Annotated in this window: 21 protein-coding genes and 1 pseudogene; 9 read left to right on the top strand and 13 right to left on the bottom strand. The window is 44.1% G+C overall.

The window, feature by feature from the left end; genetic code table 11:
- The first annotated feature begins 494 nt into the window (after positions 1 to 494).
- Entirely contained in the window at positions 495 to 1,100 is a 606-nt protein-coding gene (locus tag MSG35_RS01965; protein WP_193841842.1) for a hypothetical protein, read from the top strand.
- Between the two features lie 268 nt (positions 1,101 to 1,368).
- On the opposite strand, the gene MSG35_RS01960 is transcribed toward MSG35_RS01965, so the two are convergent.
- From MSG35_RS01960 to MSG35_RS01950, 3 genes are all read right to left on the bottom strand, one after another.
- Positions 1,369 to 3,273 carry a 5'-nucleotidase C-terminal domain-containing protein gene (locus tag MSG35_RS01960; RefSeq protein ID WP_248382636.1) on the bottom strand — a complete coding sequence of 635 codons (1,905 nt, stop codon included), beginning with the start codon at positions 3,271 to 3,273 and terminating at the stop codon, positions 1,369 to 1,371.
- A 301-nt stretch (positions 3,274 to 3,574) separates the two neighbouring features.
- Positions 3,575 to 4,564 (bottom strand): zinc-dependent alcohol dehydrogenase family protein, encoded by a 990-nt coding sequence (locus tag MSG35_RS01955; RefSeq protein WP_248382635.1) that lies wholly within the window; start codon positions 4,562 to 4,564, stop codon positions 3,575 to 3,577.
- Between the two features lie 20 nt (positions 4,565 to 4,584).
- Positions 4,585 to 5,373 (bottom strand): phytanoyl-CoA dioxygenase family protein, encoded by a 789-nt coding sequence (locus MSG35_RS01950; protein ID WP_017059991.1) that lies wholly within the window; start codon positions 5,371 to 5,373, stop codon positions 4,585 to 4,587.
- Positions 5,374 to 5,676: 303 nt separating this feature from the next.
- On the opposite strand from MSG35_RS01950, the gene MSG35_RS01945 reads away from it, so the two are divergent.
- Positions 5,677 to 6,864 carry a GGDEF domain-containing protein gene (locus tag MSG35_RS01945; RefSeq protein ID WP_248382634.1) on the top strand — a complete coding sequence of 396 codons (1,188 nt, stop codon included), beginning with the start codon at positions 5,677 to 5,679 and terminating at the stop codon, positions 6,862 to 6,864.
- 53 nt (positions 6,865 to 6,917) lie between these two features.
- Here MSG35_RS01945 and MSG35_RS01940 read toward each other — a convergent pair whose 3' ends face one another.
- From MSG35_RS01940 to MSG35_RS01930, 3 genes are all read right to left on the bottom strand, one after another.
- Positions 6,918 to 7,163: a hypothetical protein gene (locus tag MSG35_RS01940; protein ID WP_050632849.1), complete on the bottom strand. Its 246-nt coding sequence runs from the start codon at positions 7,161 to 7,163 to the stop codon at positions 6,918 to 6,920.
- Between the two features lie 175 nt (positions 7,164 to 7,338).
- Positions 7,339 to 8,220, bottom strand: a complete 882-nt coding sequence (locus MSG35_RS01935; RefSeq protein WP_248382633.1) for a DMT family transporter — start codon at positions 8,218 to 8,220, stop codon at positions 7,339 to 7,341.
- Positions 8,221 to 8,363: 143 nt separating this feature from the next.
- Entirely contained in the window at positions 8,364 to 9,695 is a 1,332-nt protein-coding gene (locus MSG35_RS01930; RefSeq protein WP_248382632.1) for an MFS transporter, read from the bottom strand.
- A 319-nt stretch (positions 9,696 to 10,014) separates the two neighbouring features.
- Between MSG35_RS01930 and kduD the strand changes: the two genes are divergently transcribed.
- Positions 10,015 to 10,776 carry a 2-dehydro-3-deoxy-D-gluconate 5-dehydrogenase KduD gene (kduD, locus tag MSG35_RS01925; RefSeq protein WP_108092975.1) on the top strand — a complete coding sequence of 254 codons (762 nt, stop codon included), beginning with the start codon at positions 10,015 to 10,017 and terminating at the stop codon, positions 10,774 to 10,776.
- A gap of 53 nt (positions 10,777 to 10,829) precedes the next feature.
- Complete coding sequence (locus MSG35_RS01920; RefSeq protein WP_059017466.1) at positions 10,830 to 11,468, top strand: RpiB/LacA/LacB family sugar-phosphate isomerase; 639 nt, start codon at positions 10,830 to 10,832, stop codon at positions 11,466 to 11,468.
- Positions 11,469 to 11,579: 111 nt separating this feature from the next.
- On the opposite strand, the gene MSG35_RS01915 is transcribed toward MSG35_RS01920, so the two are convergent.
- Positions 11,580 to 13,091, bottom strand: coding sequence for a DUF1214 domain-containing protein (locus MSG35_RS01915; RefSeq protein ID WP_086968655.1), 1,512 nt, complete (start codon positions 13,089 to 13,091; stop codon positions 11,580 to 11,582).
- A 96-nt stretch (positions 13,092 to 13,187) separates the two neighbouring features.
- The gene (locus MSG35_RS01910; RefSeq protein WP_248382631.1) at positions 13,188 to 13,976 is read right to left on the bottom strand and encodes a hypothetical protein; all 789 of its coding nucleotides are present in this window, start codon (positions 13,974 to 13,976) and stop codon (positions 13,188 to 13,190) included.
- A 129-nt stretch (positions 13,977 to 14,105) separates the two neighbouring features.
- Here MSG35_RS01910 and MSG35_RS01905 point away from each other — a divergent pair, with 129 nt between their 5' ends.
- Entirely contained in the window at positions 14,106 to 15,032 is a 927-nt protein-coding gene (locus MSG35_RS01905; protein ID WP_248382630.1) for a LysR family transcriptional regulator, read from the top strand.
- A gap of 38 nt (positions 15,033 to 15,070) precedes the next feature.
- Here MSG35_RS01905 and MSG35_RS01900 read toward each other — a convergent pair whose 3' ends face one another.
- Entirely contained in the window at positions 15,071 to 15,988 is a 918-nt protein-coding gene (locus MSG35_RS01900; RefSeq protein ID WP_248382629.1) for a LysR family transcriptional regulator, read from the bottom strand.
- A gap of 128 nt (positions 15,989 to 16,116) precedes the next feature.
- Here MSG35_RS01900 and MSG35_RS01895 point away from each other — a divergent pair.
- Together MSG35_RS01895 and MSG35_RS01890 are read left to right on the top strand one after the other, a co-directional pair.
- Positions 16,117 to 16,458 (top strand): annotated as a pseudogene (locus MSG35_RS01895) (DUF1254 domain-containing protein); the annotation flags it as partial.
- A gap of 435 nt (positions 16,459 to 16,893) precedes the next feature.
- Entirely contained in the window at positions 16,894 to 17,169 is a 276-nt protein-coding gene (locus tag MSG35_RS01890) for a hypothetical protein (RefSeq protein ID WP_050633040.1), read from the top strand.
- Between the two features lie 126 nt (positions 17,170 to 17,295).
- Here the strand turns inward: MSG35_RS01890 and MSG35_RS01885 are convergent, their stop codons facing one another.
- Together MSG35_RS01885 and MSG35_RS01880 are read right to left on the bottom strand one after the other, a co-directional pair.
- Positions 17,296 to 19,905, bottom strand: a complete 2,610-nt coding sequence (locus tag MSG35_RS01885) for a hybrid sensor histidine kinase/response regulator (RefSeq protein ID WP_248382628.1) — start codon at positions 19,903 to 19,905, stop codon at positions 17,296 to 17,298.
- Positions 19,898 to 21,127, bottom strand: a complete 1,230-nt coding sequence (locus MSG35_RS01880) for an acyl-homoserine-lactone synthase (RefSeq protein WP_248382627.1) — start codon at positions 21,125 to 21,127, stop codon at positions 19,898 to 19,900. Before MSG35_RS01880 ends, MSG35_RS01885 begins: the two co-directional genes overlap by 8 nt.
- A gap of 667 nt (positions 21,128 to 21,794) precedes the next feature.
- Here MSG35_RS01880 and MSG35_RS01875 point away from each other — a divergent pair.
- A complete protein-coding gene (locus MSG35_RS01875; protein ID WP_050632865.1) occupies positions 21,795 to 22,169 on the top strand; it encodes a cystatin domain-containing protein in 375 nt (124 codons plus the stop codon).
- Positions 22,170 to 22,272: 103 nt separating this feature from the next.
- On the opposite strand, the gene MSG35_RS01870 is transcribed toward MSG35_RS01875, so the two are convergent.
- A complete protein-coding gene (locus tag MSG35_RS01870; protein WP_048609756.1) occupies positions 22,273 to 22,851 on the bottom strand; it encodes a hypothetical protein in 579 nt (192 codons plus the stop codon).
- 236 nt (positions 22,852 to 23,087) lie between these two features.
- The gene (locus tag MSG35_RS01865) at positions 23,088 to 24,686 is read right to left on the bottom strand and encodes an isocitrate lyase (protein WP_248382626.1); all 1,599 of its coding nucleotides are present in this window, start codon (positions 24,684 to 24,686) and stop codon (positions 23,088 to 23,090) included.
- A gap of 141 nt (positions 24,687 to 24,827) precedes the next feature.
- Here MSG35_RS01865 and MSG35_RS01860 point away from each other — a divergent pair, with 141 nt between their 5' ends.
- Positions 24,828 to 25,781: a LysR family transcriptional regulator gene (locus tag MSG35_RS01860; RefSeq protein WP_012600244.1), complete on the top strand. Its 954-nt coding sequence runs from the start codon at positions 24,828 to 24,830 to the stop codon at positions 25,779 to 25,781.
- The last annotated feature ends 7 nt before the right edge of the window (positions 25,782 to 25,788 follow it).

Here is a 25,788-nt window from a genome sequence, read left to right as displayed (position 1 = left end):
TTAATAACTTGTACTTCGAAAAGAGGGAAATAGATCAGTGTGGGGAGGGATAAGGATGTTAGTGGGAGTTTTGAGCCACCTCGGAGGCTTTTAGATTTTTCGTCAGATGGTTCGTGATCTCGTTTAAGTGAAATAAATCATGGCTCAAATTATTAAACGTTGTATTTATGAAAGTGGTGAGGGTTGGTGCTGTTTTGCTAGCTTGTTTCTGCCCCTTTTTGTGTTAATGAAAGTAAACCTCATCTGCAACACTTCGAAATTATTCGTTAGTTTTTCTAATGGAAACTCTGATGCGGGTAGGAGTAGTAACATGTCTTACCTCGTTTTCCCGAAATGGAGTTGAGTTCGCTTTAGTCAACATTTACACAAACAGATTATTATGTAGCTTGTTTATCAGCTAGTTATATGGATAATCACGAAAACTTAGCTCTCTAGTTCGAAAATCTTCGAAGCATATTATTTGAGGGTCAGATACGGAAAAGGGTTAAATAAATATGGAAATCACTATCGCATCTCTTGCTCTTCTGGTGTCTGCCATCACGTTTTTTTTGCAGAGACAACACAATCGCAAATCTCTTGAGCCGATACTAAACACCTTTTTACATCACGGAGAAGACAATAACAAAGGTGAACTAATTCTATATTTGGATAATCATGGCCTTGGCCCTTGCTTCATTACTAATACGAGGCTTTATCTTGGTGGGAATAGTTACGAGATTGTTGAGCTTAACGATTATGAAAATGCATTTTTCAAAGAGGATTTTTTCTGTCAGGTTAAAAGCAAAGCTACTGTAAGGGTCATTAGGCCATTGGAGCGTGTTGAATTAATCAGATTGGAAGTCGAAAATGTACAGCAAGCGGTTAGACAACTAGAAATCTTGGAGGCAGATTTTCGTGTCGATGGGTTAAGCCATTACCAACAACATACATGGTGTGATAAAGACGGTGCGCAAAGCGACGGAGATTACCCTGCTAAGATGAGGGGGCAAGCCTTTGCTAGAAAGTTCGTGACTCAATCAAAAGAAGTCTACAAGTTTGCAATAGGATTCTTCTCAATTATTTTTAATGAGTTCCAACGAGCAATATCTAAACGAGACTAGTTGAATTTGAGCCACTGAGTTTATGGTGTAAGTTAAATTCCTCATCCCAGAGTTTAACTTGCTCAAGAGCAAATACTTACGCGGTCATTCTGTGTGTCAGGACAATCGATTCTGACACTCTTATGTCCAACTATGAGTTAGCCTTTGCAGCTCATTCATCCAATATCAACCGTGTACTCGCTACAGATATAATGTTGGAAGATGGGAGCGACAACGACTTAACCACGCTCCAAGCATCGTTAAGTCGTTATTGGTTTGAGGTCAGGGGTTAATTGAGCGCTTCAATCAGAGTTATTTCGCGTTTGATTTGTTTACTCTCTTGCTCAGTTGCCTGCGCCAGTTTCTTTTCGCGTGTGGTTATGGCAGCTTGTTTCGCTTCGTTAGATTTGAACATCAGTTCTTTTACGTTGATAGAAGCGATGTTTGTGTAGCGGCCATCGTCACTGGTCGGGATTGATATGGTTTCATCATTGATCAATGACTTTACGATCTCTCGCTGTTCATTGTAACGGCTCTCTAAACCAGAAAGTGCCCATCGCTGCTGATTTTTACCTTCATACTTGCCGTTCTTTTCGTCCTTAAGATACTTGATGGTCATATTACGGATTGTGCCTGCTTCTTCTCCATACTCTGCTTCCGTATCAAAGAGTACAGGGAACGATTCACCTTCTAGCACGCCGCCTTTCTTGGTTAGATGACCCATTCGATAGCTATTCATACCAATACGGATTTCTGTTTGATCAGTAACCGGAGTGCCATCTGCAAACGCGAGGTTGGTAATGCGTGTACCTGCAGGCTGAGTAAGGTCGATGGTATAAGTCACGCCCGCGAAGAAGTCATTGGTTGAGTATTTTGATGCTCTGCGTTCAGGGTTAAAACTGTAGGTTACATCGCCAGGTTGTACTGAGTTGAAGTAGCCCGCAGACCATTCCATGTAGGTTCTTAATTCTTTGCCTGTCATCTGGTAGACAGTGATTTCGCCACCCGCGTATTGGTAGTTGTACGCGATGTCTTTGGCTTTGATTGGGCCAACATCAAGCTCTGCATTGTCGTTGTCTATTTGAAGTGCGATGACATTGGCTTTAGGTGCATAGAAGAAGCTCGCTTCTTGGTATAGCGCACTGATGCCTGTGTCTTGAACATGGACTTGAGGGATACCGCGGATTTCGTTTTCAGGGACTAAATCAACGCCGATAAGCTGAGCGACAGGTCGATTCGCCATTTCTCGGAGTTGTTTGTGATAAGGCTGGTATAGCTCGTCCATGTTCTCATCAGAGTCGATACCTTTAATTTTATAGGTGAAACTGTCTTTGTTGACGAGAGTGAATGTGCCATCGCGCTCTTCAAATTGAAGATCAATACGGGATAGGGCGCGCCCATATTTGTCGGGCTCAGTAATAATAACGCCATTCACAACGGCCTTATCGATGCGAGTGTGCATGTGACCAGCGACGATGGCATCAAGCTCTGGGTTCGCATTGGCAATGTCGGTGACACCAGTGTCGGCAATGTCATTCTCGTTCTCAATCCCCATATGGGCAACCAATACGATGGCATCCACTTTATCATCAATCTCTTTGACGATTTTCTTCACTTCCAAGGTTGGATTAGTGAAAGTGACGCCTTCTAAACGGTTTGTACCTTGCGCAAAGACCTCCGTCATTGGGGTATCCATTCCGATCACGCCGATCTTAATGCCACCGCGTTCTAGAATGGTGTAACCCGGTAAGAATGGATTTCCGTTTTTGTTCTTGATGTTGCCGCCGAGAGACTGCCCTTTAAATTGGGTAACGGCTCTGTTGAGGGTTTTAAGGCCAAAGTCGAATTCGTGGTTACCTAAAACCCACACATCGTATTTCATGTGATTAAAGCCAAGCATCATTGGATCAACAGGCTCATCTTTGAAAGTTTCTACGAAGTTGCCTTGGATGGTGTCGCCAGCGTCTACTAGGATAATGTTTGATTGCTCTTTGCGGATATCACCCACTTTCGTTGCTATTTGGCTTAAGCTGCCGCGAGTGTTGAGTTTATCTGACGCGTAATCCCATGCCATAAAATGACCGTGGATATCTGAAGTACCCAGTATCGTGACATCGTGTATATCGCCATCAGCTGCAAAGGTGGGAAAGGCTAGAGAGAGTAGGATGGCGCTTGATAGTATGTGTCTTTTCATAAGTATGTTCACATCGTGGTTTTAAGTATGACGCTACCATATAGAATCGAGGTTATCTTATGGGTGATCAGTATCATATTTCTAGTGATGCAACTTATTGATGTTTCAAATAAATGTGACTCATGACCATCTCGTAATCACTTAAGTTATGGAGAAACGCATTACAACTCTTTACTGCGTTCTCAATACTCAATTCCTTTAATCAAACTTTCTGAGCGTTGGGATATTAATAAGCATGTTTGTAAGCTGTTGAACGTCTTGTCTGTTGAAATAAACAAGGTATATATCGCCAAATTTTTACTTACTGTGGCAGTAAGACGATCTTGCCCTCTAGGCGTGTGGTTTTCGATTCAATGAGATCAATCGCGGTTTGCACTTCATCGAATGGCAGATAGCGGTCAACGTCGAGTTGAATGTCGTTTGTGATGAAGTGATCTAGCATGGTCGTGAACTTATCACGGCGAACACCTTTACCTTCCGCTTCCTCCCAATAACGTAAGAAGAAGGTGCTGAAATCAATGTCTTGGCTTTTCGCGTACTCAAAGAAGCGTGGTTCGTAAAAATCCAGAGACAGCGTCCCATAGTTGATAAAGCGCCCTTTGTTGCCAAGGGTGTGAATAAGGTCGGTTCCGGGTGAACCGCCAATCGCATCAAAGGCAACGGTTGGCATAGACAAGCCTAAGGCCTTAATTTGAGAAACTAAATCATCGTTTGCATCTAATACCCAACTGGAAGTGGCTAGGTATTGTGCCGGCTGTGATGTAACAACAATGATTTTGAAGCCTAGTGATGCTGATAACTGCGAGAAGATCTTACCGATGGCAGAGCTGCCTGCGTTGATGATCAACACTTCTTCTTGGGTCAGCTTGGCTATTTCTGTCGTCAACACCCATGCTGTTAGCGCATTAATGTACAACTGACAGGCGTAGCCATTATCTAGATGTTGAGGAATTTGGAACAGGTCATCTGGTGATACATCGACATAGTTCTGCCATGTCCCACTGGTTGCCACAAGCACGCGTTGATTTACTGCAAACTCAGCATGATTGGACTCTACAACCCTTCCTACCGCTTCAAATCCCGGTACTCTCGGCGGCTGGTGGCTATGTTTGTATTGGCCCACACCATAAATCGACAACAGATCACTAGGGTTGATGTTAGTCGCTTCAATTTGTACACGAACTTTATCTTTGTCTAGTGCCCCCAAAGCGACATGTTCTAACTTGAGAGATTCTTTTGGCTGACCGAAACGGAACTGGCTAATTCGGGCATTTTGCTTAGTGTCAGTCATAGTTCGGGCACCTTTATGGATTATGAGTACTGCATTGATTTTAAGTGTAGCGTGTTCATAAACAACCTTGGGTCGCTAATATTGCTCAACATAGCTGGTGTTGGTAAACAGTCGTCATCAACGTAGTCGACATAATCAGCCGCCGAATCAAAGATCAAAATATCCAAAGCCAAACGATCCAAGCCATAGCGGCCTCGGTGGATCATATCCGCTGAAAAAACCAATAAGTCACCGGCGGCTAATGGTATCTGCTTACCACCAGAGATGTCATCGCTGCTCACTTTGCCGTTTTCTTCTTGGCGAACATTGTATTCTTCTTCGTTGTCCCAGCGTTTGTGAGTGCCGGGGATAAGTTCCATACCTGGCTCATCAAAAAGGGGCACTCGCAGATGCAATACCTGGGTTTCCATGATGACTTTCATCTGGTCATCAATGTCGTAGTCGTATTGACAGTCACGATGCCAGAAGTCTTTTTGCTGCGGGTTTACTGGGTTGAAGAACAGCTGTGTATTCATGAATGCCGGTTTGTTCGGAATCACCGCATCAACCACGTCCATCACTTGTTTCGAGCTGATGAAGTCAAAAAGCACACTTCTATCGTCGGCAGGCAAATACTCGCTTCCCGTAATTAAAGACGAGTTAAATGCTTCTTCTTTATAGAATTCTTCGTTGTCTGCTTTCCATGATTCATGAAATTTCAGCACGACTTTTCTAAGCGATGCAATTTGAGCTTCATTGAAGTAATTTCTGATAACAAAGTAACCATGTTCGTCGTAACGGTCACTTAATTGTTGGCTGTTTTCTACCACTGACTACCTTCGTTCATTCTTTGCTGTGTAATAACCACAGATTTCTTGGGCGCATAATGCCAGACAGTTGTCATTCAACCAAGTAACGAGTGCAGAAGCCTGTAGATTCAGTGATGCGATAAAGCTCTATGGGGGCGAGTGTTACATGCCTATCCATATCATGGACTCATGCGATAAAAATCTCCGCATATGTGATCTATCCCTTATTTTATAAAATGAAAAGATTCATATGGTGAATGTTTTTGTGGTTTGCATGATTATTGACCATGTTGAAATTTGGTTGTGTATGGAAGATAGAAAATCATGGATGGTTTTTCGCTGGATATGAGAACGCTTAATTTTATTATTATTTTGTTCTCTTTCACTTACTGCATTGGCTTATTGCTGTTCCAATTTACGCAACAGCCAATTAAAGGGCTCTCTAGCTTTTCCCTTTCAATATTTGTTATTGGAACTGGGCCGTTGATGTTGAGCCTAAGAGGGGAGCTACCGGATTGGGTCACTGTTATTGGCGCCAATATGGTCATTGCGCTAGGCTTTCATCTCGCTTTGTATAGTTTATGCTTGTTCCGAGAATACTCTTTAAAATGTACCTACCTCAGCAGCTTGATGATGTTGGCTCTTCTGCTAGGTTTTATTCACTTCACGTACTATGAACCTTCCATCAAGGCTCGAATTATTCTCATTAGTTTCTATTTAGCCTTTGTCACTCTTTGCACTGCCTTTGTGGTGTTAAAGGGTCAACGTGATGACTTGAACTTAGCTACTAGGATGATGGCCTTATCATTTTTGATATATGGCGGGTTTATGGTTTTCCGAGTATTGGTGACGCTATTTTCAGCTGAGCTTCAGGATTTCATGGCAGCCGCACTCATTCATCAACTTGCCTTTTTAATGAGTATTGTTCTTATCGTGTCGATGAGCTTCACAATGCTCTGGCTGATTAATGCAAGGTTGCTTAGGTCTATTCATGACCTGTCTTACAGCGACCCTTTGACGGCACTTGGAAACCGCAGAGCATTAGATGAAATGGTTCCTGTCATCATGAAGCAGGCGGGGAGTGCACCTGTTAGTGCCATTATGATGGATATTGATAATTTTAAGTCGATCAATGACCAACACGGACATATTGTGGGTGATCTCGTCATCAAGTCTTTTGCTGAAATGGTTCAAAGTGCAATCAAAACATCGCCAACAGCCAGCGCGTTCCGTTTTGGCGGAGACGAGATAATGATTTTATTGCCCAATGTTAATTTCCTACAAGCACAGGCTATTGCTTGTAAGCTGCGATTGTCTATTTCAGAGATCTCAGCCGTGCAAGGGAATGAGATGTTTCTGACGTCGAGTTTCGGTGTCGCTCAGCTTCACCCACATGAGAATTGGGATGGGTTTATTAGTCGAGCCGACAAAGCGTTGTATCAAGCGAAAACAAACGGTCGCAATATGACTTCAATTTGTCCTAGCCATATTAACGAGCTCGTCACTGCCTGATGATGACAGGTCTTTATGCGTTAGTTTGACCCGCCACTATTTTGATAAAGCCATTATATTGTTGGCTGTGGCGCTGAGTCTGTTTTTTGGCTTTGCGTTAAAGTTTGTGAAGCAGTGGCTTCAGTTTCTTCTGCTGGCGTAAAATGCTTATCTGTTAGCGTTACGGTCATTCCTTCATGCTTCACTGTTGTGGTTGACGCTTCTAGTTGGGCTTGGTTTGTTGTCGCGGGTTCTGCGAATGCCATCATTGAGGTTGTAAAGAAGATCGTTGCTAGTGCGATTTGAGTAAGGGTTTTCATTGGGCTGTATCCTATTGGGTAATGATTAATAGCTGATACGTGCACTATAAAAATTATGTGGAGGCCGTTCTTATCATTTTACGCCACCGTAATATTTATACGGTGGATGAATATGTCACTTGGGTATGATTTTTTGTTCTCTTTGACCCAACCTCCAAGTATGGCGACGTTCAAATCACTGCCACATCACCAAGACCGCTGCGATAGAGAGCAAGATGAGTGCGACAATGTCTTTGCGTGCGATGCTTTGCCCTAACCAGAAGTAGGATATCAACACCATGAAGATCACTTCGACTTGCCCAAGCGTCTTTACGTACGGAACGGCTTGAAGTGACATTGCGCTAAACCAACCCAGAGAACCGATAACACTCGCTAGGCTTGTCATGACGACCAGTTTCGACTTCTTGAATATCAGGCGCAGCGTGTCTCGTTCCTTGAAGAAAAGATACGTGCAGATAACGCATGTCTGAAGAGTTATCACCAGAAATAACACCCAAGCAGCGCTATGAGGGAAGGGCAACCCGATACTCAAGCTCGCTTCCCGCACCCAAAGAGACGTTAAAGCAAAGGCGGTGCTACACGCCATACCTAGCAAGAACACTTTCGGGGACAAGCTTCGCCAGCCAGAAGCGCTACTCATGATTAGCACGCCTAAAGTACCAATAAGTACGCCGACCCAACCTGTCACTGTTAATGCGGTGCCAAAAAACAACACGGAGAGCACTGCAGAAACGGGAGCTTCACACTTGGCTAATCCTGCGCCTATCGCATAGTTTTCTAGCTTAAATAACATCACCATTAAGCCGGTCGCGAGGATCTGCATAATGGCTGCTGCAATAATGTAGAAAACAAACTCACCCGAAAAATCCGGTGCGGAGACTGGCTGCCATTGATAGAGGGCGTAGAGGTAAATAAGGGCGATTGGGCCAGCCCAAATAAATCGCGCTAACGTCACGCCAGCCACGCTCATGGTACCACTTAATTTGCTTTGAAAGGCATTGCGCCAAGATTGGCTAAAGGCAGCAAGGAGAGTAAAGGCGATCCAACTAAAAGACATGACGCTTCCATGAGTGATGTAATTTGGTGGTGATACTAACAAAAAATCACTTGATAAGAAGTGTCATTATCTGTTTATAGCCACAGGCTCACCTTTATTCTCTATTCGGCAGTAGAGATATCTTCAACAGTTCGATGCTTTCTTCAGAAGATCGGCTGTTTCTTATTTTTGAAATAGAACAGCGCGCTGATCGAAATGAACAGTAAGGTGAAGTAATAGAAAAACGAAGACAGTGAGGCCAAGAAGGCAAGGTTCTGTTCTATTTCTTGTTCGGTGTAGCCCTGAGACACCAACTTATAGTAGTAAGCGTATAAGATACCGATCAGCCCGTATCCGAGGTTAAACATCAAACCTTTGAAACTAAGAACGGTGGCTCGGTTATGTGACTCGGTCTTTTTGTTTAGGTGGTAGCTGATGAAAATGTTCATCGTCATTATGATAAAAATTAATACCAGTGCCGGAATGACCCCGTAAATCGACCAACCTAAACTGATCCAGTAATAAGTCGCCATGCTGGCCAATCCCATAACTACAATGAAGGTTTTAGGTTCAATGCTCTCTGCTAATCTTCGGCTTTGTCCTGCCAATATAATCTTAAGCAAACTTATACCCGCACCAATAAAACCAAAGTAGATAATTGGAATATCAATCGCCAGATAGTATTGGCTGTTCATGGTTAGGAACATGCGTGAGGTGTGTTCGAATAGGCTGTAGTAGAGCAAGATGAACAGCACGTAAGGCGTAGCAAATACCCATTTACCTGCATCGATCGTCAATTTAAGACTTGAGATGGTGGTTGCCAATTTGGTTTGGTCGCTTGGCATCAGCTTTTTCTCTTCGCGCATATTAATCGCGGCATAGATAGCGATCATCGCTACAAATAGGGTGGCGAACACAGGAATACGCATCAGATCTTTGGTGCTTTCTGGTTCGGCTAGTCCAAGGAAATGAAAGATGTTCGTCATAAAATTCACGTCGTACATCGCCGCACCAATTAGTGTGACAAAGATACCGACCGTTGAGGCGACACGAAGCTGGATTTGCAGCACTCGAGGCCACAACTCTTCATTGCCTTGTTCTTTTAAGGTGTCGTAAGCCAATGCCTCGTCAGCACCGCTGGCCAGAGCCATCGCTAAGCCACTGAGAATCCGGTTAATCAGAAAGACTATGAATACCAAGTCGGGGTTTCCGGTTGGTACTAGCGCTATCATGGCGATCTCAACAAACATCACAATCGAAGACAGCACCACCAGTTTCTTGCGGCCTAAGGTGTCGGCGAATGCCCCCGACGGTACTTCAGCAAGCACAATGGTGGCCGCCCAAACTACATTGAGCATCGCGAATTGAGACAGGGTTAACCCGTAATCTAAATAAAGTAGGGTGAATATAGGGTAGTAAAAACGCGCAAAGTAGCTGCTTCTAAACATTAAGAAGTAGCGGACATTGGGAATTTTAAGGATCTCTTTGAGCGTCATGATAATTTCAGTAATTTAGATAACACATCATTATGTATAACCCTTTTACTCTTTTAAATCATGGAATTGTTGTCAAATTCCTAAAATATCTGTTTTAGGTGATCTTCGAGAGCATGGTTCATAGTGGGTTATAGACTTGATGGTCTTCAAATCACTTTCCCCTATTCATTTAGTTTGTGGTGCTCGTTTCACTTGTTCGACTGATTTTGGTGCAAGATCGAACTTCTACAACGTCGCTCTCGTATTTACATCTTATTGTATGATTTAATTATTGGTAATAACGATACGCAATGAATCCAATGTAATTGAGGAAGCGAGCATGATCTTAGAGTCATTCAGTCTGGAAGGTAAAGTAGCGATAGTGACGGGCTGTAACACGGGGCTTGGGCAAGGTATTGCATTAGGTCTAGCGGAAGCCGGTTGTAAGGTTGTCGGTGTTAACCGAACAGAGCCTGAAGAGACTATTGAGAAAATGAGTGCAGCAGGTCATTCGTTCCTAAATGTGAGTGCAGATCTTCTCGATCAAGCGTGTATTCCTGGGGTTATAGAGCGCACTTTGGCTGAGTTTGGCCAAGTCGACATTCTCGTGAACAATGCAGGAATTATTCGTCGCCAAGATGCTATTGAGTTCTCAGAGCAAGATTGGGATGACGTAATGAACGTGAACACCAAGACTGTGTTCTTTATGTCTCAGGCTGTTGCAAAGCAGTTTAAGGCTCAAGGCACTGGCGGAAAGATCATTAACATTGCATCGATGCTCTCATTCCAAGGTGGTATTCGAGTTCCTTCCTATACGGCTTCAAAAAGTGCTGTGATGGGCGTGACACGTGCGATGGCGAACGAATGGGCGCGCGATAATATCAACGTGAATGCGATAGCCCCCGGTTATATGGAAACGAACAATACTCAAGCTCTGCGTGAAGATGCTGAGCGTAATCAAGCGATTCTTGAGCGTATTCCGGCTGAGCGTTGGGGTAAACCGCAAGATATCGCAGGTCCTTGTGTGTTCTTAGCCTCATCAGCATCGGATTACATTAACGGCTATACCATTGCTGTTGACGGTGGTTGGTTAGCACGCTAATTGGTTTTTTATTCTAATTTTTGAGTTTGCAGCAATCTTGCAGGAGAAGATAAATGAAAATCGCTTTAATGATGGAAAACAGTCAGGCAGGTAAAAATGCTATGGTTGCAGCTGAGCTAGAGTCAGTGGCAGGTGGCATTGGTCACGATGTTTTCAACTTAGGTATGACCGACGAGAATGATCACCACTTAACGTATATCCACTTAGGTATCATGGCGAGTATTCTCATCAACTCAAAGGCTGTGGACTTTGTTGTGACGGGATGTGGAACAGGGCAAGGTGCTTTGATGTCACTGAACCTGCATCCGGGGGTGGTTTGTGGTTACTGCCTAGAGCCATCAGATGCTTTCTTGTTTAACCAAATTAACAACGGTAATGCTCTCGCTCTCGCTTTTGCTAAAGGCTTTGGCTGGGCAGGTGAACTCAACATTCGTTATATCTTTGAAAAAGCGTTCACAGGCGAGCGTGGTAATGGGTATCCACTAGAACGTGCAGAACCACAGCAACGTAATGCGGCAATTTTGAATGAAGTGAAAGCGGCGGTGGTAAAAGATAACTTTATTGATTCTCTGAGAGCCATCGACCAAGAGCTCGTGAAAACAGCGGTTGGCAGCGAGCGTTTCCAACAATGCTTCTTTGAGCATTGCCAAAACCAAGAAATCGCTGATTATGTTCGTTCACTTTTAGATTAACTCTATCAAGGTCTTACTTGGTTGTTAGATGAAGTAAAAAAGAGGAGCATTGAGGCTCCTCTTTTATCGTAGGCCGTAGTGAACTTTATCGTTAGTACATAGACTTAACGGCTAGTCCACACGCTTAAAGTTAGGCAGTAAGGTTTCTGGCTGCTGCGCTACAAATGCTTTACTTGGTGAGTATGCGCGGAAGTAAACAAACCAGTTTTCGTCTTCTCGAGTTTGCACCCAGTTAGCCTCATTAACGCTCGCTGGCTTAGTTGGTGAAAAGTGGAAGGTGTAATTACCTTGTGCATCTTTAACTGTTCCTTCAATGTTAGAACCCACGTCGGCACGCTCAATATCGTTGTCGATGATGGCGCGGTTCTCTACGTTGTAGACTGTAATTGTCCAGAACAAATCGGCGAAATTTACATCCCCGTCTAGCGTCAAAGTATAGTGGTTACTGCCATTTAGCCCTTTGCCATTGTCGTCACGGTAGTTGTCTAGGTAGATCTGACCCCAGCCGCCATTTTCAAAACCGTGCATTGCTACGTCGTTAGTTACAGCTTCATAGAACCAAGCTGCGCGTCCATCGAGATCCATACCGTAGTAACGATCTTGGTTTGGTGTTGAAGCCGTCGCGACTTCCCAAAAGTTGCCTTCCTTACCGTAAGCTGCGTGTGGCAAGCGTTCTGTTTTGTTGAAGTCGATATTCTTAACCATAGCCTCCCCCATCACTACAGCTTGCTCTAAAATCTCACGCTGCTGACCTGATGGTTCAAACGTCTTACCTTTCTCAATACCCAGTGGGCGTAGCATGTCGTGCATCATGCGATCACGCTCTGCTACTGGCTCAGCTTGAATGGCTTCATTCAACGTATTCCAAAATGCCATACCTCTTGGGTGTTTGGCATCTTCACCACGCTCAGGGAAGTTTACGCCGTTATCACTCAGTGGCTTGCCGTTAAGGTCGGTGATTTTCAGGGCCTCTAAGTCTTTCATACGTTGCTGGTCTGAATCCGCCATTAAGCGAACGCCGAAGAAAACATAGTTGGTGCCTGACTCAAAAACCTTAGCGTCTTTTGGCAGGTTGCTCGGTGTTTCAGACCCTTTGGCTTTTACAACGTAGACGCCCGGCTCAGTCATCTGAGAAATACCGATTTGCCACATAGTGTGTACTGCGCCGCGCAGTTCATTTGTGGGGATTTCTATAATAACGGGCTCTTTTTCTACGTTAAACCAAGTAATCGCGTAAGGCGTAGAGGTGTTGTAAGTTAAGCCTCCTAGCTTAGATTCATGAGACTCAACATAAGTAATTTGACCATCCTCTGCACCCATGTCGGCATAGGCTTGTTTCCATGCGTAGTTTGACACCAAAGGCACGGACCAAATGTAAGCTTGTGACGCGCGTTGATAGTCCATCAGTTCGAACAGTTTTGCTGAGCTTTCTTGTGTTGGAATACCATGAAGAAAATCGGTTTCGAAAGTGAAGTCTCCCGCACGTGTTTGAAGGGTTTCTGTTGGGTTATCGTTTCCAGCAATCGCCGTTGCTGAAAACAAGGCTGTTACAGAAACGAGCATCGCTGTTGATCGCAGTGGATGTGTGAAAGTACCGGTAAGGGCTTTAGATAAAATGTTCATGTTGTGTCCTCAAAGATTCGAAACTTGTTTTTTAATTTGAAACTGTTCTTTGAAATTGAAACCGTTCGTTAAAAATGCTCAGTTAAAACGGCTTGGTTAAAACTGATAGTTAAATTCGATGCGGTGATCACCGTCTTCGATACTGGTGTTTTCAGTCCAGTTTGCGAAATAACGAACGTTGGCTCTTGGATTGATTTGATAGCTCGCTGCAAATTCATGTGCGAGTACTGAATCATTGCCCTCAAAGCCAAAATTTTTAAACGTTGAAGACCCTGACATTGTGCCTAAATACATAGGGTTGTAGTTCAACCAAACCTTGTCGGTAAGTTGCATTTTTGCGTACATACCCGCCACGTAGAAAGTACCGTGCATGTTGTAGCGGTCGCGAAGCTGATCGGCGTCGAGATCGCCTCCAGTGCCTTCAACCAACTCTTCACCAGCAGCAACACCGACACCTGCAAGCGGATAGAAATTAAACATGCCCATTTGTGGTAATGCCTGAATAAAGCTATAAGACGCGCTACCTTGGTTGCTATCGAAATCCCAAGACATATCAACTTGAGTACCTCGACCATTGGTTAGGTCGACCCCAAAGTTTCTAAAGCGGATCGAGTCAATACTGTCGTCGGCATCTCGGTTGTTCCAACCAACAGCTTCACCAGCGATGCCTTTGATTTCGAACACATTCATGCCCATGGTCGTGTCGCTGCCTGTGTCGTAGGTTTGTCCTATTTTGAGGTTTAAGCCTTTATCTGTGTAGCCGAAGCCAGCTTGTGTGTAGACCGCCAATGGGTCTGACATGTCTTGAACTTCTGTTTCTTCAGCGATAACACCGCTGGCCAACAAAAGAGGAGTTAGGGAAAGGATAGAACGTTGTAATAACATAGCTGCCTCATAGAGTTATCTCACTACATCCGTGTACATCGTGAAGGTGAGACAACTATACAAAGTGGACTTTGTTAAGTTAATTCATATAAACTTAACCATTCGTTAAGCAATGCTTTATGGTTAGCTATGAAACTGAACAACGTCGACCTGAATTTATTGAAAGTGTTTGTGGTGGTATATCAAGAGAAGAGCTTGCGAAAAGCCGCTGAGAAGCTGTTTGTTTCGACACCTGCTGTTAGCCAAAGCATCAAGAAGCTTAAGGAGTATCTAGGTGAAGAATTGTTTGTGTTGTCCCATAAGCAGTTTTTGCCAACCCCTTATTCAGACGACCTGTATCGACGAGTTTTTCCTTTATTGGAAGGGCTATTCACGGCGATAGAAGAAGGAAAGCAGTTTAATCCTGCGGATTTAAGCGAAGATTTCAAGATAGAGGCAAACCCTCATATCCTGCCTTGGTTGACGCCCGCTCTTTTTCATCAGCTATCAATAGAAAGTCCATTTTCAAGGCTGATCAGTCATACGAGTTCCCAAAATTCTTTAGAAAGGCTCAAAAGTGACGAGATTGATTTTGTCATTCACTTTGAAGCTGAGAATTTGCCTGCTGAGATCATTGCTGTACCGCTCGTGAACTTAAAGTTTGTATTGGCAGTGAGAGAAGATCATCCTTTCAAGGCGTCCATCGCAACGATTGATGATTTGTTGTCGTTTCCATTTGCTCACGTTGACCTTGCTTATTTCGACCAAAACAAACATTCACGGTTGGAAGAGGAAGTCTTGAGCCAAGGTAAGATAATTAATATGGCGTTGCGAACGACTTCTATTGTTGGGTTAATTGAAACGATCAAGCACTCCAATATTATCGCTCCTTGTATGCCTCCGGTGATTGAACAACATAAAGGCGTATTGCGCTCAATCGCGATTGAGGGGTTGGAAGAGGGCCCCGAGGAGATGGAGGTGTTCGCCTATCTTCATAAGAAAAACCAGCACTCAGCCAAATACAAATGGTTGCTGGATTTGATTGAAACGGCGATGGCAGAGGCTAATCACCAGTAAGAGCTAGCTTTGTTTTTCAACTTTTAGAGATGCGGTAACTAACCTCTGAATACCTCTTCGATACACGATTCCAACCAGCGCATTTTCGGTTGATTGCGATGTTTACGCCCGATAGTCATGCCAATATCGCCATTTGGTATATTGGGCATATGAGGAAACTGCACAAAGGAAAATTCATTTGAAAGCGAATTGGCCAGTAGTTTTGAGCATGGGAATAATACGTCGCTCTGTTTCACTATAGACAATAAGCTGTGTAAGTAAGTCGAACGTATTTTGACCTCAGTCTTGATGCCGACATCGGCTAACACGTTTGGTGCTAACGCAATATTGTCGTTCCAATCACTGACGACCAAGCTCGCTAATTGCAAAGGTTCTTGCTGGTCACTTTTCAATAATGTGTTGGCAAGTGGGTGGCCTGTGCGGCAAACCAATACAAAATCATCACTTGCGATACGTTTCTGGTATACCTGTTTAGATAGTTCTAATGGGTAATAATTGACCCCTAAATCAACCTCGCCAGAGGTGATCAAATCCAACGTATGGGCACCCCAATCCACAATGTTCACTTTCACCTTCGGCGTCTGTGTTAACAATATTTGAGTTAGCTTTGCTGAGATGCTGTTGGCAATAAATCCGTTAATCGCGATGTTCACAGTGCCATCAAACTGAGCAACGTCAAATTCGCATTGAGGTTCAAGCACTAGTTCTAAATGCGATAACACGGGTAATAAAGTCTGCTTAATTTCAAGCAACTTGGCGGTTGGTTCTAGGCCATGTTGTGAGCGTATAAACAACTCATCGTCAAAGTACTCACGTAGCTTTTGTAGTGAACGACTGATAGAGGGTTGGCTTGTAAACAACAGCTCTGAAGCCTTGCGTGTATTTTTTACCTCAACCAACACCTTCAATACTTTAAGTAAATTGAGGTCTAGTTTTTTAAAGCGGTTACTCATCATCACGGGACTCCATCATCGAAATTGTTTAGATATACCCAAATTGTATATCTTGATTTCATATAATCAATTGGAGTATATCACGGAGCGTCTACATACTGAGTTCATCGAAACAAACATGAGAAACCATTATGAAGAAAACGACGTTAGTGACGCTATTGGCGTTAACTGCATTTGGCGTAACGGCCGCAGAAAATAACAACTCAGCGGTTTATGACCACGCGGCTATCGGTGGTGTTAATTGGGATAACTATCCTGAAGCGGAGTCTGACTGGAACTTCCTTGGCCTGCAAAACAAAGTGGGTGTTAACCATTGGCTGCACGCTGACCCAGTATCCAAAGACGCGCAAACGGTGATTCGCTCAAATCGTGATGTCGTTTATTCAACTATGGTTGTGGATGTATCAGAAGGCGCAACATTCCATGTGCCAGACGAAGACAACGATTACTTCCAGATTATTCATATCATGGACGAAAATCATCTTGTGCATAAAGTGGTTCGCCGAGGTGAAACAGTTCACCTAACGGCAGATGATTTGACGACCGGAACTCATGTTCATGTGCTAGCAAGAACGCGTATAGCAGATTCTATTGAAGACACTAAGCGCCGCCAGAGTTTACTTTCTATTAAAGCAAACTCTAACAAGCCTTATCAAGGCAAAGGATATAACCCAAGTGACGTTGAAAACTACCGACTGAAACTGATCAATAACGTGATGCAGCACGGCGCGCCTATTGAAGGTTTAAAGGGGTTTGGTGCGACTTTGGATGACGTAGAAGACCATCACTTCAAATACGTGACGGCATTTGGTTATGCTGGGTTACCTGCAGACACTGCGCAGTATCTAGAGCGTGTTCCTGGCCAAGGTAAAACAACGTGCCAAGAGTGGACGATTCCAACGCCAAATTTGGACTTTGAGGGGCGCGGTGGTTACTACTCTCTAACCACTTATGGAGCGGATGGTTGGATCGACTCTGAGCACTTCTATGCTTCTGGTGAATCCATGCGTGATAACGGTGATGGCACAGTGTCTGTCACATTCAATTGTGGTACCGGTACAGCTTATGATTTTGAAGTGTCTGAAGGTTGGGCTGGTGTATTACGTTTGTACGAGCCAGTCGATGTGAATGAAACTTTGGAATACATGGAGACGCTGCGTCAGATTGAGATTAAAGAGCTTTAATATCTTTTCTAATGGCTGAAATGTTCCCAAATAAAAATCCCCTTAAGAACCTTTCTTGAGGGGATTTTTTATCAGTCGTTGATTAACTTGTTAGCCATTAGCCATTAGCCATTAGCCATTAGCCATCTACTCTTCATCTTCGGTTTCTTTGGAAGCATTCGAGGCCCAGCCTTTCTCTAGCCAGTTATCGAGCACGTGTTGCAGCGCGTTCAAAGAGGTTGGTTTCTCTAGGCGACCATCCATCAACTTGCTGATCATATCTAACTCGTGCTGTCCTGATTCGCCAGACAAAGCAATGATTGGCGTTTGAGGAGAGCGTGCCTTGATGATTTGGCTTGCGTCAAACCCATTCATTATCGGCATTTGTACGTCCATTAAGATCAAATCGACCTTGTGTGTTTTGAACAGCTCGACAGCATTCTCGCCGTTTTTAGCTTGTAAGCTATTTACGCCAAGTCGACTCAGGTACATCTGAACAAGCGTGCGTTGTACCTCTTTGTCATCGACGATAAGCACGGTTGGAGCCAAATGGTTCTCTGGGATTAGCGTACTTGTTGGCTCTGAACTTTGCGTTTCCGCTTGGTTATCTGGCTTAACTTCTACGTTGGATTTGTTTTCAGTTGTGGTTTGATTGCTTTTCCAATCATTGAAGTAAGGCGTACGAAGTGCGTCTGCTTTGGGTGCATTGGGCACCACCGGGAAGTACAGGTGGAACTCAGTAAACTCCCCAAGTTTAGAGTGGCACTCAACTCGGCCGCCAAATGAACGCATTACACGTTGGCAATAACCGAGCCCTAGGCCGCTACCACCGCTTTTTTGGTAAGAGAAGAAGTCATCAAAGATCTTATGTGCAATGGCTTCGTCAATGCCTGGGCCAGTATCTCGGAATATCAGAACGTTTTCGTAAGGCCCTGTGTTGGTGCTGATCTCAATTTGGCTTTCTGGGTAAGAATCAAAGTAATAGATTGCATTGCGTATCAGGTTGAAAATGACGAAGTTGAATAAGGTCTCATTCAGCTTTGCTACAAAATCAGCGTGTTGTGGTAAACGAATGCGTTCAATGATCTTTTCATTCTCAAAACCATAGTGGCTTACGGCTTGATCCACGGCTTTGTGGATAGAGGTCATGGTCACAGGGCCGTGTTCAGGCGTACTGTCACTGACTTCGCGCAGGATGATATCAATCAGTTGTCGCCCGCGTTGAATCGCCGCTTGGCCATTCTCAATATCCTTTAGGATTTGTTTCGCTGGGGCTTGGTTATCAATGTGCTGCTTTAACACCTCAAAATGCAATTGAACTTGAGCCAGCGGGTTGCGCATTTCGTGTGCGATAGAATTAGCTAGAGCGCGACTTTGGCGAATGCGTCTATCGGCTTCAATGGTGCTTTGTACACGAGTTAACAAGGTTTGCAGTGCAGAGATCTCTTCGTTAGAGAACATCTTATCGTTGCTCTTGTGTGACGAGACCAATAAGTGCGTGACCGATTTCCCCTGACCAAATAAAGGCATCACCAAAGCGGTGTCGTTTGAACTCATCTTGTCATACAGGGCTTTAATCGATCGCTTGGCTGGTGCGGTGTAATCAAGCTCCTGAGACAGCTCATCGAACACTAAAACGGACTTGTTGGTAGACAGATAATCTTCGTAGAAAGTTTCGTTGTAGTTGCTGTTCACCAGACGCAACTTGTCTTCTGGAATCTGCAGTAGGCTACCTAATCGACGCATTGCATCATCAATCGACAGCTTGAAATCTTCTTCTAGTGAGAGGATCTGTTGTACTGGTGTTTTCTTGTTTCCGTAGACAAAGAAGGAGGCGTAGTGGCTTACGCGTTTGTAGAGAACATGCCAAGTGATACCGATAATCGCACAGATTGGGATAGCAACAAGCCATTGACTGTCGTCTGTCAGCGGGATAAATATCGCGCCAAAAGGGATCACCAAAATAGCACAAACCAACATCGCATTTAGGCTCATGTACGCCAGGTATTTTACGCTGTAGAAGCGAGAGGTCAGCAGGGCATAGCCAACGAACAACATTTCACTTATCGACAAAGCTGGTGGCAGCCAAGTGAGCGAGAAATCACGCAAGAAGTAGGTCATGCCTAGGTGGATCGTCGCAGTAGACAGCATGAAGACTAAAATGCCGGCGATCATGTAGTTGGTTTTGGCTAAGGTCAGCTTGCTGCTGTTGGCGCGCATGGCCACAAGGTTGAGTAGTGTTAGCACTACAAAGCTAATCATCCCAATGAAGAAGTACGGCGTATGCGGGCCAAACTCAATCACGAACTGGCTTGGGCCTGAAATGGTGACGTGTTCAACGGTTAACCCCGGACTTAAATTGATAAAGAAGGAGTAGACGGTCAGGGTGACGAAAATGGCTTGTTGCCACACATGAACCTTACCATTACGTTGTTCTGCGGCGAGCTTACACGAGAAGTAATAGGCAAAGGCAAACGCAAAGAAAGAGGCGAGGTTGGCAAACTTTGCGGCGAACACAGCGGCCGAGGCCCCAAGTTCTGGTAATAAGTCGGTATGGAAATAAGCGTTACTACTGATCCACGCAACAATGCAGATCGAGTACGCGATGTAAGGGGCATGGTGTGTCCCTGCGATTACTTCGTTCTTCTGTTTTAGGCGATAGCAGTAATAGAACAACCACATGACAACCACTGCCACGGTTGCAAGCAGGGTGATTGCTTTTGCATAGATGATCGCCTCAAGGCCGAAATCAAACATGTTCATCCTTTTTTACCGAGCTAGTTTTTCCTGCCGAGCTCGATTTTTCTAATGACTTTCTACTCTCTCGCACTGCGCGTTTGTAGCTCCGGAAATCCACATTATTGAACGCTTTTACCATCATCTCGAAATTCCAGAACCCACGATAAATGGTTGTGCCATCATCATTTAATTCGCAATACCCAGAATGGAAGTATGCATTGGAATCAATGGTTTGATAAAACTGAAGCATGAAAGGTTGCTCGATAATAGTGAAGCCAATCTTATAGCCTATTTGGTGTAACACACTCATCAGCTCTTTTTGAGCAAGGTAGAGGAAATAGAGCTTTTGCTGGGTATTGCCACTGACTGTCAGACGTAACACCTCACACAGGGCATCTTTGTCGGACAATCGTAACTGGAATTGTTGGTCAAATTCTGGGAGAGAGTAACATTTTGACAGTGTAGGCGGTGTGAAAAGTTGTAACCCTGCGAGTTCATCGTAGCCGTAATTGGGTAAACAGTATTGCCATTGCTCATTGCTAAATGGGGGTGCGTAACTTAGCCAAGTGTCATTCTTAGACCAGTCTTGAATCAGCGCAGAGGAAACCAGTGTTGGAAAGGCTTCATCGACTGGATGTTTGAGCAAAATAAAATGCTTACCTGCCTGAGAAAGGTGCAATAAAGGCAGCATCTCAAACCATTTTTCACCCTTGATGAACACCTCGAGATTGCTTAAAGCAATGGCATCGCTGATTAGCATTCCTTGTGGGTGACTCGGTGTTTGTACCAAAAGTGGCTCATGTTCTATCTGTTCGATGATCGCACCGTAATAAGCACTGTCATTGATAGGGAGGTCGACATGAGAAATGGAGCTTGGATTTAATAGAGATTTTGCTTTGATCGCAGCAATTTCACACTCACACCAGAAATCTAGCCAATGCATATAGCATTGCCCTACGGCCTGCTCTAGAAGAGCAATCTCTGCAGATAGTGTATTTGGATAGCGCAGAATCAGATCGCGGTAGTCCATCACCTCAAACAGTACAGAGTAGCTTTTGTTTTGATGCTCTGGGAAAAGCAATTCTAACTGGCTTCTACGATATTCAGTCACGTTTTGAAAAAGCTCAGTGCGCTCATGTGGCTGATAAGTGCTGATGACGAGCTCTATCAGCGCTCGCTGTTTTATTTCGATAGACAAGCTGCTAGCCAACAGTGAGCCTAAAGACGACGTTAATTTCATGTTTAACCTAGCCTAGGTTTATATAATTATTTTTATTTGATCTGCACTATCTATAGGACACTGATTTTAGGTATGTGTTTGAAGTTACGTTACTTTGAGAGAGCTAATCGTAACTTTACTTGTGTCCATGGTGTGAGAAGTAAGTTGCATAATCGGGTGAGATTTTACTACTTGCACCCACCCTTAACAATAAAGATTTTCCATATTTGAATGAATTCACAGATGAACAAAATACATTATTATCAACAACTTGTAGGGCTGGATCACAGTTTTAAAATCAGACATGATTAAGCCGAGCATAAACTTTTGAATTTATAAAATAATCTCAAATATCTATTTTTTGAACCAATATCATAATCCAAATCAACATGAGCTCATCTTGTTAATTACAGTGTGAATATATTTAGTGTGAAATATGTAATTAACTGATGCGTTGTATCTGTCTTATACTCGCTTATTCCTTCGCTACCCATTCTATTGATTTAAATATCAGGTGGATAAAAGCAGTGCTCCAGTGCTCGGCTTTGTTTTCCTGACAATCTTCTGTGTTTATAGAGTAGTTACACCATAATCTCTGATGAAGTGATGACATTCGAGGCTTAAGCTTGTCTGCATATGAAACATCATTGCGAGTAACCTCTCGTGAGTGATAGAGGTAGAGATAACTATGAAGAAAGTAATATTGGTCACCGTATTTAGTGTCGCGGCGTTAGCTGGGTGTAGTCAGAAATCAGAGGTACCGACTCAACCACAAGAGAATGCGAACCCTATCTGCAGTACTAAAAACCTGACGGGTGGTTGGTCGCAAAGTGAGATTACACCAGAAGCTAAGCAAGCTTTAAACGCAGTTCTTGGTCAAATGAACACTTCAGCTGAGCTCAAGCAGATCCTGAGTGTGCGAACTCAGGTTGTCGCGGGTTTGAATTACGCTATTGAGTTTGAAATGGATAATGGTGAAGTGTGGAATACCATCGTTTACCGTTCTCTACAAGGTGACATCGAAATGACGCAACCTGCACAGAAAGGTCTTCTGTGCTCATAGTCTAGATGCGTCTGTATCTTGTGAGATAGGCTGATAGCAAATAAAAATGGCTCCGTATTGGGAGCCATTTTTGTTTTTAAGAAGACTGATCCACTGAACGATTTCAGTCGGCCAGCTCGGGCTCGGCTAACTCCTGAACACAAGCTCGGCTGATGTCTTCATCAATGTAGGCCATACCGAGTTTATTGAGGTAGTCCATGCGATCGGCAGTGCGAAGCTCGATGTCGGGGCCTGCAATGTTGTTGGCTTGATAAATTTCAGTGAGGTAAGACATGAATTGCTCACCCACACTCATCATCAATAGGCTCATTGCGCCTACGTCCGGTCTTACTTTAGCACGTTGCTTTTCCGATAGGTTTACCGCTAACACGATAGGCTGTTCTTCACCTTCGAAGCGAACACCTCGCTCACGAACGGTCTGTTGAGCCCAGTAATACGCCAGTTCTTTACTCTGAGTGAGAAACACTGGCTCAACCGATTCGGTATAGTTGTTGCCGATGGTCGCCATGGTTTTTGAAGCTGCTTCGTTGAGCGCTTTGTCACCAGAGCGTTTTAGACCTTGGCCTTGAATAGAAGCCAATAAAGCTGAAGATGTGCCGTGATACCAAGTATCACCCGTCGCGAAACCATTCTCTGATAACAGTGTTTTTGCATCTTGTAGGTGTGTAGGTATTGAAGTCATAGGCACTCTCAACAAATAAGAATCTCAAAAAATAACAATGTGGTTAGCTTAAACAGAAGTTGTTCGGTTAACCGTGGTGTGGAACACAAATCTGAGGCTTTGAGATAAAGCTGGCAGTACAAGCTTTATCTCAAAGCCTTCCCCCGGATCTTACCTAAGTAAGAGAGAAGGACGGGGGAGGCTTTAGCGTTAACGATTAATCAAGAGCGTTAGCGACTAATCAAAAGTGCTAGCGATTAATCAAATTGGTTCGATGTATTCGCTTCACCCGCTGCTTTTAGTGCATTTTCACCCGCAAAGTACTCTTTGTGGTCATCACCCATGTCTGAACCAGACATGTTTTGGTGTTTAACACATGCGATGCCTTGGCGGATTTCTTTACGTTGAACATTCGCAACATAACCCAGCATGCCTTGGTCGCCGAAGTACTCTTTCGCAAGGTTGTCAGTAGACAGCGCAGCAGTGTGGTAAGTCGGTAGAGTGATCAAGTGGTGGAAAATACCCGCTTCGCGTGATGCGTCTGCTTGGAATGTACGAATCTTCTCGTCAGCGCTTGCAGACAGTTCAGTTTCATCGTATTCCGCGCTCATTAGGCTTGCACGGTCGTAAGCTGAAACATCTTTACCTTCTGCTACCATCGCATCGTAAGCTTGCTGACGGAAGTTTAGCGTCCAGTTGAATGATGGAGAGTTGTTGTAAACCAGTTTCGCATTAGGGTGAACTTCACGTACGCCGTCCATCATCTCTTTGATTTGACCGATGTGTGGCTTCTCAGTCTCAATCCAAAGTAGGTCAGCACCTGCATTGATAGCTTCGATACAGTCAAATACACAACGGTCTTCACCAGTACCTTGGCGGAATTGGTATAAACCTGAAGGTAGACGCTTAGGTCGAACTAGCTTGCCGTCACGGTTGAAGCAAACATCGCCTTCAGCCATATCAGCAACATCAATCTCTTCAACATCTAGGTATGAATTGTAGATGTCACCTTGGTCGCCCGGCTCTTTCACTACCGCGATTTCTTTTGTTAGACCCGCACCTTGTGAATCGGTACGAGCAACGATGATGCCGTTGTCGATGCCTAGTTCAAGGAAAGCGTAACGAAGTGCACGAAGTTTCGCGTGGAAGTCAGCGTGTGGAACCGTTACTTTGCCGTCTTGGTGACCACATTGTTTTTCATCGGCTACTTGGTTTTCGATTTGTAGACAACAAGCTCCCGCTTCAATCATCTGCTTAGCCATTAGGTAAGTCGCTTCTGCGTTACCGAAACCAGCATCGATATCGGCAATGATTGGCACTACGTGTGTCACGTGGTTGTCGATTTTGTCTTGGATACGGTCTTGTAGGTTCACATCGCCCGCTTCACGCGCAGCGTCTAGCTCACGGAATAAACCACCCAGTTCACGAGCATCGGCTTGGCGTAGGAAGGTGTATAGTTCTTCTACTAGGCCAGCAACCGATGTTTTCTCATGCATAGATTGGTCTGGAAGTGGACCAAAATCAGAGCGAAGTGCAGCAACCATCCAACCAGAAAGGTATAGGTAACGACGGTCAGTCTTGCCATCAAAGTGCTTCTTAATAGAAATCAGCTTTTGTTGGCCGATGAAACCATGCCAGCAACCCAGAGACTGAGTGTATTGAGAGCTGTCTTCGTCGTAAGCCGCCATGTCTGCACGCATGATATCTGCCGTGTATTGCGCAATATCCAGACCTGTTTTGAATCTGTTTTGAGCTCGCATACGAGCAGCAGATTCAGGGTTAATTGCATCCCATGGAGCACCAGCAGCGCTTTTTGCAACTTCAATCATTTCGATATCTTGTGTAATTTGCGACATAACTATTCCTTAGTTTCACGTGGACATGTTGGCCAATTTGGCGAGGTCATTTGATTTGGATTAAATCTAACCATGGACAAATAATAATCATGTATGTGATAATTTTGTTAATTTATAGTTATTATATTCGGTATTTTTCTTATGAATATTGCTCGTATAGACCTTAATTTACTTGTGTATTTAGACATGTTGCTACGTGAAAGAAACGTTACACGAGCAGCAAATCAATTGGGTATTACTCAGCCAGCGATGAGTAATGGCCTTCGCCGATTGCGTGATCTGTTTGAAGACCCGCTATTAGTAAGAACTAGTGAAGGGATGATACCGACCGAACGCGCGCATAAGTTGCAGCCACTGATTCGAAACATCTTGGCGAATGTAGAGAAGACACTGCAACCGACCACAGAGTTTAATGCAGAAGACAGTGAACGCGTGTTTCGTATCATGGCGAGTGACTATGCAGAGTCGACCATTATTCAACCTCTTCTGAAAAGGCTAAGTGAGATCGCACCGAAAATACGACTGGATATCATGACGCCAAGTGACGTGAGTTATCAGGATGTAGAGCAAGGTACCGTTGATATAATTATCAACCGATTTGACGATATTCCTCAGTCGTTTCACCAGATGAGCCTTTGGCACGACGGGTTTTCTTGCTTATTTAGTTGTGACAACCCGATAGCCGACAACTTCGATATTTTGTCTTATCTAAAGGCGCAACATATTTGGGTCAGTAAGACAGGTATGGGAACGGGAGTGGGGATCAACCCAAGTGAAGCTCAAAAGCTCGGTTGGATAGATGAGGCATTAATGCGCATTGGTAAAACCCGTAACATCACGGTGTTTACTCGACACTATTTGTCGGCGATTCTCTTCGCTCAGCAGAAGAACCTTATCCTGACTATTCCTACCAAAGCCGCTCAACTGCAGCGCAATAATCCTAGATTGTTGATCAAGCCTGCGCCATTTGCTATTGAACCCTTTGAGGTGAAGATGGCGTGGAGTCCATTGTTACAAACCAATCCAGACCATCAGTGGATGCGTCGTTTGATTAAAAGTGTCGCTAACGAAATCGAGAGTGGAGTGACGGAATAACACAGTT

Source organism: Vibrio sp. 1CM23M (assembly GCF_023161755.1).
In the GTDB taxonomy this organism is placed as follows: domain Bacteria; phylum Pseudomonadota; class Gammaproteobacteria; order Enterobacterales; family Vibrionaceae; genus Vibrio; species Vibrio coralliirubri.
Note: the sequence above shows the minus strand (reverse complement) of the source record. Positions and strands in the feature narration are given on the sequence as shown.

Excerpts from the sequence above, each read along its gene's own strand:
- MSG35_RS01965 (WP_193841842.1), top strand. The coding sequence starts at position 495 with ATGGAAATCACTATCGCATCTCTTGCTCTTCTGGTGTCTGCCATCACG.
- MSG35_RS01960 (WP_248382636.1), bottom strand. The coding sequence starts at position 3,273 with ATGAAAAGACACATACTATCAAGCGCCATCCTACTCTCTCTAGCCTTT.
- MSG35_RS01955 (WP_248382635.1), bottom strand. The coding sequence starts at position 4,564 with ATGACTGACACTAAGCAAAATGCCCGAATTAGCCAGTTCCGTTTCGGT.
- MSG35_RS01945 (WP_248382634.1), top strand. The coding sequence starts at position 5,677 with ATGGATGGTTTTTCGCTGGATATGAGAACGCTTAATTTTATTATTATT.
- MSG35_RS01940 (WP_050632849.1), bottom strand. The coding sequence starts at position 7,163 with ATGAAAACCCTTACTCAAATCGCACTAGCAACGATCTTCTTTACAACC.
- MSG35_RS01935 (WP_248382633.1), bottom strand. The coding sequence starts at position 8,220 with ATGTCTTTTAGTTGGATCGCCTTTACTCTCCTTGCTGCCTTTAGCCAA.
- MSG35_RS01930 (WP_248382632.1), bottom strand. The coding sequence starts at position 9,695 with ATGACGCTCAAAGAGATCCTTAAAATTCCCAATGTCCGCTACTTCTTA.
- kduD (WP_108092975.1), top strand. The coding sequence starts at position 10,015 with ATGATCTTAGAGTCATTCAGTCTGGAAGGTAAAGTAGCGATAGTGACG.
- MSG35_RS01920 (WP_059017466.1), top strand. The coding sequence starts at position 10,830 with ATGAAAATCGCTTTAATGATGGAAAACAGTCAGGCAGGTAAAAATGCT.
- MSG35_RS01915 (WP_086968655.1), bottom strand. The coding sequence starts at position 13,091 with ATGAACATTTTATCTAAAGCCCTTACCGGTACTTTCACACATCCACTG.
- MSG35_RS01910 (WP_248382631.1), bottom strand. The coding sequence starts at position 13,976 with ATGTTATTACAACGTTCTATCCTTTCCCTAACTCCTCTTTTGTTGGCC.
- MSG35_RS01905 (WP_248382630.1), top strand. The coding sequence starts at position 14,106 with ATGAAACTGAACAACGTCGACCTGAATTTATTGAAAGTGTTTGTGGTG.
- MSG35_RS01900 (WP_248382629.1), bottom strand. The coding sequence starts at position 15,988 with ATGATGAGTAACCGCTTTAAAAAACTAGACCTCAATTTACTTAAAGTA.
- MSG35_RS01885 (WP_248382628.1), bottom strand. The coding sequence starts at position 19,905 with ATGTTTGATTTCGGCCTTGAGGCGATCATCTATGCAAAAGCAATCACC.
- MSG35_RS01880 (WP_248382627.1), bottom strand. The coding sequence starts at position 21,127 with ATGAAATTAACGTCGTCTTTAGGCTCACTGTTGGCTAGCAGCTTGTCT.
- MSG35_RS01875 (WP_050632865.1), top strand. The coding sequence starts at position 21,795 with ATGAAGAAAGTAATATTGGTCACCGTATTTAGTGTCGCGGCGTTAGCT.
- MSG35_RS01870 (WP_048609756.1), bottom strand. The coding sequence starts at position 22,851 with ATGACTTCAATACCTACACACCTACAAGATGCAAAAACACTGTTATCA.
- MSG35_RS01865 (WP_248382626.1), bottom strand. The coding sequence starts at position 24,686 with ATGTCGCAAATTACACAAGATATCGAAATGATTGAAGTTGCAAAAAGC.
- MSG35_RS01860 (WP_012600244.1), top strand. The coding sequence starts at position 24,828 with ATGAATATTGCTCGTATAGACCTTAATTTACTTGTGTATTTAGACATG.